This window comes from Sedimentibacter sp. B4 (assembly GCF_000309315.1).
Classification (GTDB): Bacteria; Bacillota; Clostridia; order Tissierellales; family Sedimentibacteraceae; genus Sedimentibacter; species Sedimentibacter saalensis.
In genome coordinates this window covers 1-16,073 of sequence record NZ_CANG01000046.1, presented here as the reverse complement: position 1 = coordinate 16,073, position 16,073 = coordinate 1, and the positions used below count along the sequence as shown (strand labels likewise).

Here is a 16,073-nt window from a genome sequence, read left to right as displayed (position 1 = left end):
TATAAATGGTAAAATTAAGAAGAACTATGATGTATGTTACAGGTAACAATCCTGCAAATATTATGGAAGCCCATTTATATGGTTCAGACTCCATAATGTTTGACTTGGAAGACTCTGTTTCTTTAAAGGAAAAAGATTCAGCAAGATTCCTGGTATACAATGCATTAAAAACAATGGATTATGGTAACGTTGAAACTGTAGTAAGAATAAACGGTCTTGATACTCAGTTTGGAAGAGATGACCTTGAGGCAATGGTAAGGGCACAGCCGGACATAATAAGACTGCCAAAGACTGAAACAAAGCAAGATATTATAGATGTAGACAACATGATAAGTGAAATTGAAAAACAAATAGGACTTGAAGTTGGTTCAACAAAGATTATGGCTGCAGTGGAAAGCCCTCTTGGAGTAATGAATGCTTACGAAATAGCAACAGCTAGCAAGAGACTGGTTGCTATTGCAATCGGAGCAGAAGATTTTGTAACAAACATGAAGACTACAAGATCTCCTGAAGGCATAGAACTATTGGCAGCAAGAAGCAATCTGTTGATGGCTGCCAGAGCAGCAGGAATATATGCTCTTGACACTGTATATACAAATATCAAAGATGACGATGGTTTTATGGATGAAGTGAAGCTTATAAAACAGCTTGGTTTTGATGGAAAATCAGTTATACATCCAAGACAGATAGGCATGGTTCATAAAATTTACACACCTACTGAAAAAGAAATCAGAAATGCAGTTAGAATAGTAGGAGCAATAAAAGAAGCTGAGAGCAAGGGCAGCGGTGTTATAGCATTAGACGGAAAAATGATTGATGGTCCTGTTGTTGACAGAGCATACAGAGTGCTGGAGCTGGCTAAGGCATCAGGAGTTTACAAGGAGGAAGAGCAAAATGACTAAAAACGGAGTAGGAAGAGAAATCCCATCATACATTGAAGGAATAGGCCAGATTAAACCCTACGAAAGTCCATTCAGTGTTATTCCTGAAGGAAATAAGGCAGGAGCAAAATTGAAGAGACCCCTGCCTCATAAAAATAAGCTTATAGATTCCATTGAAGAAGTAGTAATCAAAACCGGACTTAAAGATGGAATGACCATATCGTTCCACCATCATTTCAGAAACGGCGACTACATCGTTAACATGGTAATGGATGCAATTGCGAAATTAGGAATCAAAGACTTACGCATAGCACCAAGTTCATTGGGTACATGCCATGGTCCTCTGATTGATCACATAAAAAACGGAGTAATTACTAGAATTGAAAGCAGCGGTATAAGAGAACCTCTGGGAACTGCTATTTCAGAAGGAATATTGCCAAATCCTGTGATATTAAGATCTCACGGTGGAAGAGCAAGAGCAATAGAATCAGGAGAAGTTAAAATTGATGTAGCATTTTTAGGAGTTCCTGCCTGTGATGACTACGGTAATGCCAACGGATTCTCTGGAAGATCTGCATGCGGTTCTTTGGGATATGCCATGGTTGATGCAAAATATGCAGACCAAGTAGTATTAATTACAGACAATCTTGTAAGCTATCCATGTCTTCCTGCAAGCATCAATCAAACTCAGGTTGATTATGTTGTTAAAGTAGACGAAGTAGGAGATCCAAAGGGAATAGTATCAGGCGCAGTAAGAAACACAAACAACCCTAAGGACCTGCTCATTGCAGAAAATGCAGTAAAGGCAATCGTAGCATCAGGTTATTTCCAGGAAGGATTCTCATATCAGACAGGCGCAGCAGGTTCATCTCTTGCAGTTACAGGATTTTTGAGAGAAAAAATGATTGAACAAAATATTAAAGGAAGTTTTGGACTGGGTGGAATAACATCACAGCTTGTGCAGCTTCTGGACGAAGGTCTCATGGAAGGCTTGTTTGACACACAGTGTTTTGACCTTGTGGCTGCTGAGTCTCTTGGAAAAAATCCAAAGCATTTTGAAGTTGATGCAGGATTCTATGCAAATCCACACAACTCAGGCTGTCTTGTAAACAATCTAGACATATTAATGCTTGGTGCTCTGGAAATAGACACTGATTTCAATGTTAATGTAATTTCTAAATCTGATGGATATATAAGTCAGGCTGTAGGCGGACATCAGGATACAGCTGCAGGTGCAAAGCTGGCAGTGATATTGGCTCCGCTTGTAAGAAGCAGAAATCCAATAATAGTTGACAAGGTTACTACAGTATGTACTCCAGGTGAAACAATAGATGTTGTTGTAACAGATTACGGCATTGCTGTAAACCCTCTGAGACAGGACTTGATCGATAATTTCAAAACAGCCGGTCTTAAAACATATACTATTAATGAACTGAAGGACATTGCTGAAAAACTTACTGGAAAACCAGACAAAATAGAGTTTGACGAGAAGATAGTAGGTATAGTACAATACAGAGATGGATCGGTTATTGATGTAATCCGAAAAGTCAAGTAAGATAAATTATTAGCCGGTAAATCACGACTGGAGAAACTTATGAAAGATATTAATTCTAACATGAAAACATTAATGGAGATTCTTGAATCAAGAGAATTAAGGGCAAAAAAACAAATAGAACTTTTAACAAGATACCCTTACACATTAATATCATTTACTTTAAATACGCCAGGACCAATAAAAAGCTCTGGCCTATACACAAACATTCACAAGGCTGGAATACAGCATTTGATGAAGGTTTTGCAGGATATGGATGTAAATATAGTTCATATGGAAACAATCGAGAAAAATACCGGAAGAGAAGGATTTATATCAGTGGATTTGGACCCTTACCAGGCAAAGAAAATTGCTGCTGAAATAGAAGATACACATGATCTGGGAAGAATATTTGACATTGATGTGTTTGACCAGCTGCACAACCAACTAAACAGGGCTTCTATACAGTTAAAACCAAGAAAGTGTCTGCTATGCGATGAAGAAGCTTTAGTATGCATGAAAATGAAAACTCATACCTATGAAGAATTAATCGAGAAGGTAGAAGAAATCGGAAATTTATACTTCAGTCCAACAAGCAAGGAAAAGAAGGAAAACTTTAAATCAAAAATTTCAATGAGTGAAAGAGTATATCAGAGAATAAAGTCGGATATTTTGGAAAACAAGCTGAAGCCCGGCGAAAAGCTCATAGAAGAAAATCTGGCCAATGAATTCAATGTGAGCAGGACTCCTGTAAGAGAAGCATTGAAGCAGCTTGACCAAGACGGCCTCATAACTTATTATCCAAGAAGAGGTTCTGTTGTAAGCCAGATATCCATGAAGGATGCTCAGGAACTTTACGAGATAAGAGAAGTGCTTGAAGGCCTTGCAATAAGGCGAATTTGCATGGAAATTAACAGCCACAACATTAAAATCCTTGAAACAATTATTACAAACATGGACAAGGCCATTGAAAGCAATGATTACAGCACCATGGAAAAATTTCACAGAGACTGGACTGAAGCAACTCTAGAAATGACAAACAATGAACTCTTAAAAAGTTATCTTCTGTCTGTAACAAAAAATCTTGGAAGACTGAGAAAAATATCTTTGTACAGACCAGTCCAGAGCATTGATGCTTACAAGGAAACAAAAGACATATACAATGCAATTGCGAACAATGACCCGGATGAAAGTGAAAGACTTGCAAAACTGCACGTTAAAAATGCAAGAAAAAGATTTGAAAAGAATTTATTAGAATTGTAAAAACCTGCCTCGGCAGGTTTTTTTATATACTCGAAAGTTCGCGGAGTTGCGGAGTAACTTTTTTAATACAACCTCTCTTCATCAAACTTTAGATTGCGGTATACATCAACCATTACATTCCATGTATACTCATCAACAATGCCGTTGGGTTCAAGTCCGAACTTCTGTTGAAATGTAATGACAGCAGATTCTGTTATAGGTCCAAACACGCCATCAATAAGTTCATAAGGCACATATGTTACATCAGGCAGCACAGAAGAAATGTATGCAAGATATTCTTGAATGACTACTACTCCGGGACCTTCAGAGCCTCTTCTGTAAACTATTCCCGGAAATGCAATTCTTGGAAAAGCCAATTGACCGGGGGGAAGTGTTATTAATATACCTAAAAGTACTTCGTTTATTTTAAACCAGGTTGCATCGTCAATTATTCCTGTAACAGGGAGATTCATTGTTTTTTGAAATTCTATCAGAGATTGGCTCGTGGCAGAATCCAGCACGCCGGTTATCTCAACTTCAGGAATCGTATTGTAATATGATGACAATATATTTAAATAATACTGAACAAGCTGTACTCTTGGCACTACTATGCCGTTGCTTATTCTTGGCAGTTCACTTAGAAGAAGCCCCCTGGAAGTTGTTTCTGCCAGCTTTCTCACAGCTGCATGAATAGATTTGATTTTATACCAAGTACCCTTGTCAATTATCCCTGTAGGCGGCAGGTTGAAAATTGATTGAAATGATTTTACAGCTGCTTCAGTCTGGGGTGTAAATACACCATCAACGGGAAATATTTTAGGAATTGCAGGAAAGTTAATTGAAATATTGTTCAATTGAAGCTGCGCCATATAAACCGGTATGCCTGAATCGCCCAGTTTAAGCGGAGTTTCGGGATAAGATAGTCCTATTTCACCTAAAGGAGCATTATATATGAGTTCTATGTCTTCCCCATAATAATATCTGAGTATTTCAATAGGTGTATAACCTTGGTTAGCCAAATCAACGGATCCCCACTGGTACATGCCGTTGCACTGGGATACACGGCCATCGCAGAAAACAGCGTATAAAGGTTCAAATCTTGTTCCTCTTACTATATAATCATCAAATGTTTCATCAACAATTTTTGATATATTATCAAATATACCTCTATTAGGCACATATGACTGGTCGAACTGGGTTGAATTTGTTATATCAAAGTTATAGCCTCTGCTCGGGTACCATTCTGTGTATATTCTGTTAAGGGCAATGGACACTATGGCGTTAATGTTGGCTCTTAGAGCGTCTTCCGGCCATGTAGGAAACAATTCACTGCTGGCAACGTTCTTTACATAATCAATAAATGGGATTGTAATATTTTCTGCCGGGGAATCCGGCGGTCCTAGATGGACAGTTATTGTTTCAGGTATATAAATATATGATGATCCGGACGGTTGAACACTCATTATAGTCCTCCAAACAAATAAAAAAATATTTATAGAAATAAATATTATATGTTTAATATATGCACCCGCAAACATTTGATTACTTCATAAATTTTATGTCGGTTAATTTCTTATGCGTTATAGTCTAATTGCTAAAATTTATTATTTATATTTATTGAATCATTAAGAAATAATAACTATAAAATCAATATATAAAGGAGAAACAAATGTTAAGATTTACATTACCTAGAGATATGTATTATGGAAAAGGTGCATTGGAGCAACTTAAAAATTTGGAAAGGGAAAAAAGGCAATGCTTGTAATAGGCGGCGGTTCCATGAAAAAATTCGGTTTTGTGGATAAAGTGCTTGGATATTTAAAAGAAGCGGGTATTGAAACTTCGCTGTTTGAAAACGTTGAAGCGGATCCATCTGTTGAAACAGTAATGAAAGGAGCAGCTGCAATGAGAGAGTTTCAGCCGGACTGGATAATATCAATGGGAGGAGGTTCACCTATTGATGCTGCAAAAGCTATGTGGGTGTTTTATGAATATCCCGAAACTACATTTGAAGAAATCATAAAGCCTTTTTCATTTCCTGCCTTAAGAAAAAAAGCAAGGTTTTTAGCAATTCCATCAACTTCCGGAACAGCCACAGAAGTGACTGCATTTTCTGTAATTACTGATTATTCTACAGGAATTAAGTATCCGCTTGCTGATTTTAACATAACCCCAGACATTGCAATTCTGGATCCTTCTCTGGCTGAAACAATGCCTCCCAAACTAACTGCATATACAGGAATGGATGCATTGACTCATGCAATAGAAGCATATGTTTCTACATTGAACAGTCCTTTCACAGATCCTTTGGCACTTAAAGCAATAAACATGATATTTGAGCATTTGATTGACTCCTATAATGGAAATATGGCATCACGAGAGCAAATGCACTATGCCCAGTGTCTGGCCGGTCAGGCATTTACAAATGCCCTGCTTGGAATCACACATTCAATTGCTCATAAAACAGGTGCAGCATTTTCTACAGGACATATACCTCACGGATGTGCAAACGCAATTTATCTGCCGTATATAATAAAATTCAATGCAAAAAATGCAGAGATGCGCTACGCTGACATAGCAAGAAGCATAGGTATTTCAGGAACAGATTCTGAATGCGTAAGCACTTTGTGCGATAAAATCGATGATTACAATTTAAAACTTGATATTCCAAAGAGTCTTAAGGATTATGGAATAAACGAAGAAGAATTTAAAAACAAAGTTGCTAAAATTTCTGAGTTGGCCATTTCAGATGCTTGTACCGGTTCTAATCCAAGAGACATAAGTCCAGAAGAAATGGAAAAGCTGCTTACAAGTATTTATTACGGAACAGAAGTAAATATATAAAAATAAAGCGTCAAACTGACAAGTGTTCGTTTGACGCTTTAATGAATTTATTTATGATAGGCTTCACCTGCATTTATTTTGAAAGCCCTGTAAATTTGCTCTAACAGTATTACTTTGAACAGCTGGTGGGGAAATGTCATTTTTGAAAATGAAAGCTTGAAATTGGCTGCTGTTAAAACTTCGTTTGAAAGCCCGTTGCTTCCTCCAATTATAAATGTTATGTCGGATGTACCGTCTATTCCAAGCTGATTTATTTTTTGAGCCAAATCCTCAGAGCTTATAATTGTACCTTTAACATCAAGAGCAATGACATATGAATTCTTGGGTATCTTTGCAAGTATTTTCAAACCTTCCTTAATCTTAACCTGTTCAATTTCTGAATCAGAGAAGTTTTCATCTGCTCTTTCATCCTGGATTGTTTCTTCGTTTAATTTACAGAACTTGGACAATCTTTTTGCATATTCGTTTATTGCTTCAGTAAAAAATTTCTCTTTAATTTTTCCTACGGATATTACAGTGATTTTCATTTTTGCCACCTTGGTATTAATTTCTATATATTATAATATAATATAATAAGAACATATTCAAGTTATACATCATTAAATATTACAGTAAACGTTTACAAAATTATATTGAAAATGATTACACAGTGTGATATAATTTTAGTACTGCTATACAAATTTAACGGAGGTATGATATGAATACATTTAAAAGAATTTTATGCATTGTTTTATGTTTTTATATGCTTAATTCTCCAGCCTACAGCTTTACAGAAAAAATTGAACCTCTAGATGAATCTGAAATTAAAACAAACATTGAGGAGGAGTATGGATTAAAAATCGTTTACTCTCAAGATGATGAAAATATAGATTACATGGACTGCATGCTTGTTCTTGAAAGAAGTTTAAGAAGATTTCCGGAAGGTGTAATAAAAGAAATCACAGATTATTATTATAAAATGGGCATAGAAACAAATGTTGTTATAAACAAGACTGAAAAGATTGCAGATTTATTTTCCGAATATGTGCTTGGGGACAAGTCAGCAACCATATACATAAACGCTCTTCAAAACAGCATGTACAACGACGAATGTGTTGCTTCTGAAGAAAGCACTGTCCATGAACTCAGTCATTTAATAAGCAATTATATGTATGAAATATATGGACATGATAGGATGGAAAATGATTTTTTAAAATTTAACGATGGTTTTCAGTATGGCAATTGGGAAGAAAAAAGCGATGTTTTCTTAAACAAACATTCTGCCATTAGCTTTGAAGATGAAGTAGCAGATTTAATCTGGTACACAGAAGTTCATCCTGAACTTTTAAGGACTTTGGATTGCGAAGAAAAAGAAATTATCCATAAAAAAATTGAATATCTGGCCGAAGTATTTGATCAGTGTTTTGATTCAGTATCGGAGAATACAAAGTTATGGATGGAAGCTTTTCCACAGGAACCTGACAAGTGGGCAATAGATACAATTACGCAGCTTAAAAACGCCTCTATTATTCCCGAAGAATTTGATGGAATGTATGATGCTTACATTACAAAAGAAAATTTCTACACTTTGGTAATGAATGTTGTTGAAAGCAAGTTGGGAAAAGAAGAGCTAAGCAATAACTTCAATTTGTACATGCAGGAAGAATATGTTTCACTTGACCCGGTTAAAGGTGAAATATTTATGAATGACGGAATGGCTGTTCTTGACAGATCAATGCTCTGCAGCAACAAGGAAGTTATATACAAAGCTTACCAGATGGGATTTTTAGGCCACGAAGGAGCTGGACTTGAGCCTGACAGCTACATTACGAGACTTGAAGCGGCAAAGATGTTTGCATATATTGCAAATAGCCAGGGTATGGATATCTCAGACTATGAAGTGATTAATTACAATGATATAGATGATGTTCAAGACTCAGAAAAACCTTTCATATATTTCGCTGCCACAAAGGGGATTTTAAAAGGATACGGTTACAGTTTTAATCCTAATGGTTATTGCACTTATCAGGAAACATACATAATGTTAATGAGGCTATATAACTTATTGTAGACTAAAATTAAATATTTAATAATTACTTCATATATGGTATAATGGTTAAAATTAAATGAGGGATAGCACTATGTTTGACGTGAGAAGCATTGTAATCGGCATTATATTAATGCTTAAGAAATATACCTGCATCAACATTACCATATACGAAGAGTCAAGCAATGAAGATTATAAAAACGGAATAATGGCATTGCCTTTAATTGGACTGGCCATAGGCTTTTCGACTTTTTTAATAGCGTCACTTGAATTTGTTTATGACGGTTTTTTTGTAAGTGTTCTTGTGCTGGGATTTTACTGCATAGTTACAAGATCCGTGAATTTAACTGACACATACAGGACATTAAATTATATTATAAAACCTAAGAATCAATCAGAACAAATTGTGGGTATCATAGGAACCACAATAATTCTTTTGTTATATTTTTCGCTTTTCAGGATAGTTCCGTCTACTTCCCTTATAATAATGCCTGTTGCAGGCTATTCAAGCCTTATAATTTTAAGCCCTGTAATCAAAAGAAACAAAAAAAATACAGAAATAATGAAGTATTGCGGAAAATATCATACAATTGCTGCTTTTGCCATTTCATTTTTAATTGCAGCTGTGTTTAACTACAAGCTTGTTATCTCATTGTCACTTACATACATGATTTGCGGATTTGTAGTTTCCTATTTGGACAACAAAGTAAGTGTTCTTCCAAATTCGGCGGAAGGACTGATTGTTGAAACAGCACAGATACTATTTTTAATCATAACATATATAATAAGAATATAGGCATATAACATGGATATGGGCTGCTTCTTTTTATAAAAAGCCAAAAAATTTTGACAAATAATTGCTCTTGTAGTATAATCACAAAAACGAGACTTTTAGAGTTTTCGCGTCCTTTGAGGAAGAAAGCTCTTTTTTATTATATATGGAGGATAAATATGGAAAACAAAAAAGTTATATTCAGCGGAATGCAGCCTTCCGGTTCACTGACACTGGGAAATTATCTGGGAGCACTTAAAAACTGGGTACGACTACAAAGCGAATATGATTGCTACTACTGCGTTGTTGACATGCATGCAATTACAGTTCCCAAAGAACCAAAGGATTTGAGAAAAAACACTCTTGAAGTACTGGCAAACTACATAGCTGCAGGTTTGGATCCTGAACAGGTTACATTGTTCATACAATCTCACGTTTCAGCCCATGCAGAGCTGGGATGGCTGTTAAATTGTTTTTCTTATTATGGAGAACTTGGAAGAATGACGCAGTTTAAAGACAAATCCAAGAAACAGGACAGCAATGCTATAACTGCGGGACTTTTCACTTACCCTGTGCTCATGGCTGCTGATATACTTTTATATCAGGCAGATCTTGTACCTGTAGGAGAAGATCAAAGACAGCATCTTGAAATAACAAGAGACATAGCACAGCGTTTCAATAACCGTTTCAGCGAAACGTTCAAAGTACCTGATCCTTTTATATCAAAAGACGGAGCTAAGATTATGAGTCTTCAGGAGCCTGAAAGCAAAATGTCCAAATCAGATTCAAACAATAATTCATATATATTGCTTATGGACGACGCTGATGCCATTAGAAGAAAATTTAAACGAGCTGTAACAGATTCTGAAGGAGTTGTAAGATTTTCAGATGCTCAGCCTGGAGTTAAAAATCTTATTAACATTCATTCAAAAATAACTGACAAATCTCCTGCTGAAATTGTGGCAGAATACGAAGGCAAGGGATATGCTCAGTTTAAAGATGATGTTGCAGAAATAGTTGTTGAGGAACTGAAACCAATTCAGGAAAAAATAGATTATCTTTTGAAGAATAAGGACTACCTAGAGAAAATATATATACATGGAGCAGAAAAAGCAGAGGTAGTTGCTCGCAAGACATTAAGGAAAGCGTATAAAAAAGTAGGCTTCATACCAAGATTTTAACCAAAATATGGAGGAAACATGTTAGCAATTATTAATGGTTTGGTGAAAACCATGAGTGGGGAAGATTTACAAAAGGGACAAATAATAATTGAAGACGGCAAAATAAAGGCCGTGGGCACAAATTTAGAAATACCTGATGATGCACAAATAATAGATGCTGCAGGACTTCTTGTAACACCGGGTCTTGTGGACGGACACTGCCACATAGGAATGTGGGAAGAAGGAATAGGTTTTGAAGGTGAAGATGGCAATGAGGATGTTGAACCCATTACGCCTCAGCTTAGAGCAATAGATGCAATTAATCCTATGGATATGGGATTTCAGGATGCAATTGAAGGCGGAGTGACAACTGCCGTAACAGGGCCCGGAAGTGCCAATGTTATAGGAGGCACATTCCTTGCCATGAAGACATATGGAAAAAGAGTAGACGACATGGTAATAAAAAATCCTGTTGCCATGAAAATTGCTTTTGGAGAAAATCCAAAAAGAGTTTATAACGAGCAGCACAAATCTCCTGTAACAAGGATGGCAATTGCTGCAATGCTTAGAGAAACCCTGTATGAAGCAAAGCAGTATATGGAAGATCTGGAAGCTTCCGCGGAAGATCCGGACAGAAAACCAGATTTTGACTTGAAGCTTGATGCTCTCTTGCCAGTCATGAAAAAACAAATTCCTTTAAAGGCCCATGTCCACAGAGCTGACGACATATTTACTGCTCTTAGGATTGCAAAGGAATTTGACCTTGACATAACACTTGACCACTGCACCGAAGGACACCTGATCCCTGAAGAGCTTGCAGCTGCTGGTAAACCGTGCCTCATAGGTCCAACGTTCGGTTCAAGAACAAAAGTAGAACTTAAAAATAAAAGTTTCGAAACTCCTAAGGTTCTCATGGAAGCCGGACTTAAGGTAGCAATCATAACAGATTCAAACGTCATTCCAATTCAGCACATCAACATGTGCGCAGGCATGGCTGTAAAAGCAGGGCTAGCTGAAGATGAAGCCTGGAAATCAATCACAATTTATCCTGCTGAAATAAATGGAATTAATTCAAGAGTTGGAAGCATTGAAGAAGGCAAGGATGCAGATATTGCGATTTTCAAGGGAAATCCTCTTTTGGACATAGATTACGAAACTATGATGACTATTATAGATGGAAAAATTGTTTATAAAAACAAAAAAGCAAACATGATAAGTTGTTAATTTGCATTTAATGGATGATAAACCAATTGTTCCAAGAATTAAATGCAAAAATAATCAAAAAATAGTATTACAAAGTTTTACAAAGTTTTAGATGGACAAAATTGAATTTATTTAGTTAAAAGGGGACGCTATATGCGTTCCGTTTTAAATTTCGGAAGTTTAAAAAAATATTACAGATATTGATAAAAAAAACTTGCAAATTGTCAATAAAAAGAATACACTAAGCTGTGGAAAAAAAGAGGAAGGTAATTATGAAGAAAAAGATTATAAATATAGCAGTTATAGCGCACGTAGATGCAGGAAAATCAACATTGGTAGATGCATTTCTACAGCAAAGCGGAGTTTTTAGAGAAAACCAGGAAGTAGTAGACCAGGTAATGGATTCAAATGATATTGAGCGTGAAAGAGGAATAACAATTTATTCAAAAAACTGCTCAGTAATGCATAATGATATAAAAATTAATATTGTAGATACACCGGGACATGCTGACTTCTCTTCGGAAGTTGAACGTATAATGAAGACTGTTGACACAGTTATATTGCTAGTGGATTCTGTTGAAGGCCCTATGCCTCAGACACGTTTCGTTCTGCAGAAATCACTTGAAGTAGGATTAAGACCGATTTTATTGATCAATAAGATCGATAAGAAAAACCACAGAGCAGAAGAAGTTGTTAACATGGTATTTGACTTGTTCGTTGAGCTAAATGCCAATGATGAGCAGCTTGACTTCCCAATATTGTATGGTATAGCAAAAGAAGGTATTGTTCAGTACGAACTGGACGAGCCAAGTGAAAATATTGTGCCGTTGTTCGACACCATAATAAAGCATGTTTCTGCATACCCTGACAGAGATTCAGAAGACCTTCAGTGTCAGATATCGTCACTTGCTTATGATGATTATATAGGAAGACTTGGTATTGGAAGAGTAACAGCAGGAACAATCAAAGAAGGTCAGACAGTTTCTGTTGCAAAGCATGATGGTTCTGTTGAAAGACAAAAAATCACGAGCATATTTGTGTATGAAGGATTGAAAAGAACTCAGGTTTCCGAAGCATACAGCGGAGATATAATAGTTGTATCAGGAATTTCAAATATTTCCATAGGAGATACAATTTGTACTGAAGGTAAGGTTGTTCCCATGGATACAATCAAAATAGAAGAACCTACATTATCCATGAACTTCCTTATTAATACATCTCCTTTCGTAGGTATGTCAGGAAAGTTTGTAACAACAAGACACCTTAAGGCAAGACTTGAAAAGGAACTTGAAGTAAACGTAGGTCTTAGAGTTGAACAGCTTGAAGGAGCCTTAGACGGTTACAAGGTATCTGGAAGAGGAGAGCTTCACTTGTCAATACTTCTTGAAAACATGAGAAGAGAAGGCTACGAAGTTGCCGTTTCAAGACCTGAAGTTATTCTTCACAGAGAAGACGGCGTTGTAAAAGAGCCTATTGAAAAAGTAATTATAAATGTTCCGGAAATGTATTCAGGATCTGTTATTTCAAAGTTAAACCTGAGAAAAGGAATGATGAATTCCATGACTCCTGACGGAAATTTCGTTAAAATTGAATTCATGGTTCCAACCAGAGGACTTCTCGGATATCGTACAGAGCTTATAAACGATACAAGAGGAGAAGGAACAATGGTTAGAAGCTTTGACCACTATGAAAAATACAGGGGAGAAATTCCTCAGAGACTTAACGGCGTGCTCATATCAAACGATCAAGGTGATGCAATTGCTTATTCATTGAACAACATTGAAAGCAGAGGAACTTTGTTCATAAATCCAGGAGACAAGGTTTATGAAGGAATGATAATCGGCATGAATGCAAGGGGAGAAGACATTGTCGTAAATCCTTGCAAGGCGAAGAAACAGTCAAATACAAGATCATCTTCAGCAGATGATGCAATAAAATTGGCGCCGCCAAGAGTTATGACCCTTGAAACAGCACTGGAATTCATCAACGATGATGAACTCGTTGAAGTTACACCAGACAGCATTAGAGTAAGAAAAAGATATCTTACTGAAATGGAAAGAAGAAAAAACGCAAACAAGCTAAAAACAAACTAATACAATTAAAAATTAAGAGTGAAGAACATCATTAAATTAAGAATTAAGAGTTAAGAATTAAGAATTGATGAAAGGATTTGTGCCGAGCACAAATCCTATTTTTTTAATAAAAAATCCTTCACTGCGTTCAGGATGACTAGCATTTTGAACGCAGCGAAGAATCTCGTTGATAAACTTATAATTCTTAACTCTTAATTCTTCATTCTTCATTCTTAATTATTTGTCGGGTAGTTCAAATTTGATTCGGTGAGGTTCTGTAAAACTTCGTCATAGTATTTTTTCGCTTCAAACTTTGCCATTGGAAGGTTCATGTCAAGGTAATTGCCGCATGACATGGGGTCAGCGCCCGGAATATCTCCTTCAAAATTCATTATGAATTGAAACATTTCTTTTACTATGCCCACAACGTCCTGTGAAGTCAAGTCTCCTTTGAAGATTACATAAAAACCAGTCCTGCATCCCATGGGCCCGAAATAAACGGTTAAACTGTCATATATGGGATGATTCCTTAAAAATGTTGCTCCTATGTGTTCCATGGCGTGACTTTCGGCTGTATTTATTACAGGCTCTCTGTTTGGTTCCTTCATTCTTATATCAAAGGTTGTAACTATGTTTTCTCCCACCATGTCTTTTCTTGAAACATATATGCCTCTTTTTAAATCAATATGGTTAACCTGAAAGCTTTCTATTTTTTTCATTTTATCTCCTTGCATTATATTTAAAATGCTTAATAATGTTGCTATTAATCTAATAAAAGCAATTAGAAGTTCCTTTTATTAATATTATTTTACACTATAATTGTTAAAAAGTAAACTTCGAACATTGTAAAAAACGTATTATTATGTTATAATTACAATGATTCAATTCCTATTTCGGGAGGATAAGATGAAATCAAAAGAATACTTGTCTATACTGCAAAATATTTTGCGTCTTGTAGATGAAGGCGTTCATGTACTGGATAAAGATGGAAACACTATAATATATAACGATGCTATGTCAAAACTTGAAAAAATGGAGACCAAGGAAGTAATAAAGAAACCATTTGGCGAAGTTTTCAAAAATTTGACCGGAGAAAACAGCACTTTGCTCAAAGCTTTGAAGAGCAGAGAAAGCACAATGAATCAAAAACAAACCTATTTAAATAAAGACGGCAAAGAAATTACAACAATAAATTCCACTCTTCCTGTAATAGTGAAAGACGAAGTCATTGCAGTTGTAGAAGTTGCAAAAAATATTACAAAAATGACAGAGATGTCTCACACCATTCTGAAACTGCACGATGAAATAGGAAAACCTGAAAAAGCTAAATCAAAAAAAATAAGAAAATACAACTTCAACAACATAATCGGCAATAGCCCTAATTTTATTGAAGTTATTGAAAAGGCTAAGAAAGCAAGCAAAAACCCTGCAGCTGTGTTCATTTACGGTGAAACAGGCACAGGAAAAGAACTTATTGCTCAAAGTATACACTATGAAAGCGACAGAAGAGAAAAGCCTTTTATAGCACAAAACTGTGCAGCTCTTCCTGAATCACTGCTGGAGGGACTTTTGTTCGGTACATCAAAAGGAGGCTTTACAGGTGCTGTTGACAGGGCAGGACTTTTTGAACAGGCTAATGGAGGAACACTTCTGCTGGACGAAATAAACTCAATGCCTTATGAACTTCAGGCAAAGCTTCTGAGAGTTCTTCAAGAAAATTATATAAGACGTGTGGGAGGAACAAAGGATATTCCCATTGATGTTAGAATAATTTCAACCAGCAACGAACCACCAGAAAAAATACTGTCAGAGGGAAATATAAGAAAAGATTTGTTCTACAGGCTTAATGTAATTCAAATAAGCATACCTCCGCTTCGCAAAAGAAAAGAAGACATACTTATGCTTGCTAACATGTTTCTGGAAAAGTACAATGAAAGAATGAACAGGGAAATAATTTCAATTTCAGATGAAGCAAAGGAAAATCTGCTGAATTATGAGTACCCTGGAAATGTTCGAGAGCTTGAAAACATAGTAATGTCAGCCATGAGCATGTCAGATGATAATGTGACAGTTCTTGACAGCAGCTGCTTTTCAATTAAGCATTCTATGCATAGAACTGAACAAAATTTTGAAGGAATTGGTGATGAAGGTATAGATGAATATCTTGCAAGGCTTGAAAAAAATATAATAGAGGATATTCTTGAAAATAATGCAAACAACATAACAAAAGCAGCAGAAGAGTTGAAAATTAAGCGTCAGACGCTGCAACACAAAATAAAAAAATATAATATAAGAATATAATATCACAAAAATAGCAAAATATTTTTGCAGTGCGTGCAAAA

General features: G+C 36.0%; 13 protein-coding genes and 1 pseudogene. 10 read left to right on the top strand and 4 right to left on the bottom strand.

Translation table 11 applies throughout. The features are described from left to right. Positions 1–5 precede the first annotated feature (5 nt). From citE to citX, 3 genes are read left to right on the top strand one after another with little or no spacing between them, the layout of a single operon-like run. Complete coding sequence (citE, locus tag BN358_RS09335; protein WP_019228980.1) at positions 6–902, top strand: citrate (pro-3S)-lyase subunit beta; 897 nt, start codon at positions 6–8, stop codon at positions 900–902. Continuing rightward, positions 895–2,436: a citrate lyase subunit alpha gene (gene citF / locus BN358_RS09330; protein ID WP_019228979.1), complete on the top strand. Its 1,542-nt coding sequence runs from the start codon at positions 895–897 to the stop codon at positions 2,434–2,436. Before citE ends, citF begins: the two co-directional genes overlap by 8 nt. 39 nt (positions 2,437–2,475) lie before the next feature. Beyond that, positions 2,476–3,675 carry a citrate lyase holo-[acyl-carrier protein] synthase gene (citX, locus tag BN358_RS22330; protein ID WP_019228978.1) on the top strand — a complete coding sequence of 400 codons (1,200 nt, stop codon included), beginning with the start codon at positions 2,476–2,478 and terminating at the stop codon, positions 3,673–3,675. A 62-nt stretch (positions 3,676–3,737) separates the two neighbouring features. On the opposite strand, the gene BN358_RS09315 is transcribed toward citX, so the two are convergent. Beyond that, positions 3,738–5,117: a peptidoglycan-binding protein gene (locus tag BN358_RS09315; protein ID WP_019228977.1), complete on the bottom strand. Its 1,380-nt coding sequence runs from the start codon at positions 5,115–5,117 to the stop codon at positions 3,738–3,740. 206 nt (positions 5,118–5,323) lie between these two features. Here BN358_RS09315 and BN358_RS09310 point away from each other — a divergent pair. After that, positions 5,324–6,498 (top strand): annotated as a pseudogene (locus BN358_RS09310) (iron-containing alcohol dehydrogenase). Between the two features lie 47 nt (positions 6,499–6,545). Here BN358_RS09310 and rlmH read toward each other — a convergent pair. Then, on the bottom strand, positions 6,546–7,025 hold the full coding sequence (rlmH, locus tag BN358_RS09305; RefSeq protein WP_019228975.1) for a 23S rRNA (pseudouridine(1915)-N(3))-methyltransferase RlmH: 480 nt from the start codon (positions 7,023–7,025) through the stop codon (positions 6,546–6,548). Positions 7,026–7,195: 170 nt separating this feature from the next. On the opposite strand from rlmH, the gene BN358_RS09300 reads away from it, so the two are divergent. The 5 genes from BN358_RS09300 to typA all read left to right on the top strand — a co-directional run bounded on the left by BN358_RS09300 (position 7,196) and on the right by typA (position 13,752). Then, complete coding sequence (locus tag BN358_RS09300; RefSeq protein WP_019228974.1) at positions 7,196–8,548, top strand: S-layer homology domain-containing protein; 1,353 nt, start codon at positions 7,196–7,198, stop codon at positions 8,546–8,548. A 70-nt stretch (positions 8,549–8,618) separates the two neighbouring features. Next, positions 8,619–9,320 carry a hypothetical protein gene (locus BN358_RS09295; protein WP_019228973.1) on the top strand — a complete coding sequence of 234 codons (702 nt, stop codon included), beginning with the start codon at positions 8,619–8,621 and terminating at the stop codon, positions 9,318–9,320. 155 nt (positions 9,321–9,475) lie between these two features. Then, entirely contained in the window at positions 9,476–10,477 is a 1,002-nt protein-coding gene (gene trpS / locus BN358_RS09290; protein ID WP_019228972.1) for a tryptophan--tRNA ligase, read from the top strand. An 18-nt stretch (positions 10,478–10,495) separates the two neighbouring features. Then, on the top strand, positions 10,496–11,680 hold the full coding sequence (locus BN358_RS09285) for an amidohydrolase (RefSeq protein WP_019228971.1): 1,185 nt from the start codon (positions 10,496–10,498) through the stop codon (positions 11,678–11,680). A 251-nt stretch (positions 11,681–11,931) separates the two neighbouring features. Then, on the top strand, positions 11,932–13,752 hold the full coding sequence (gene typA / locus BN358_RS09280; protein WP_019228970.1) for a translational GTPase TypA: 1,821 nt from the start codon (positions 11,932–11,934) through the stop codon (positions 13,750–13,752). A gap of 57 nt (positions 13,753–13,809) precedes the next feature. Here typA and BN358_RS25320 read toward each other — a convergent pair whose 3' ends face one another. After that, positions 13,810–13,962 (bottom strand): hypothetical protein, encoded by a 153-nt coding sequence (locus BN358_RS25320; protein ID WP_157593296.1) that lies wholly within the window; start codon positions 13,960–13,962, stop codon positions 13,810–13,812. A gap of 2 nt (positions 13,963–13,964) precedes the next feature. Beyond that, positions 13,965–14,450 (bottom strand): S-ribosylhomocysteine lyase, encoded by a 486-nt coding sequence (locus BN358_RS09275; protein ID WP_019228969.1) that lies wholly within the window; start codon positions 14,448–14,450, stop codon positions 13,965–13,967. Between the two features lie 187 nt (positions 14,451–14,637). Here BN358_RS09275 and BN358_RS09270 point away from each other — a divergent pair, with 187 nt between their 5' ends. Continuing rightward, positions 14,638–16,032 carry a sigma-54-dependent Fis family transcriptional regulator gene (locus tag BN358_RS09270; protein ID WP_019228968.1) on the top strand — a complete coding sequence of 465 codons (1,395 nt, stop codon included), beginning with the start codon at positions 14,638–14,640 and terminating at the stop codon, positions 16,030–16,032. The last annotated feature ends 41 nt before the right edge of the window (positions 16,033–16,073 follow it).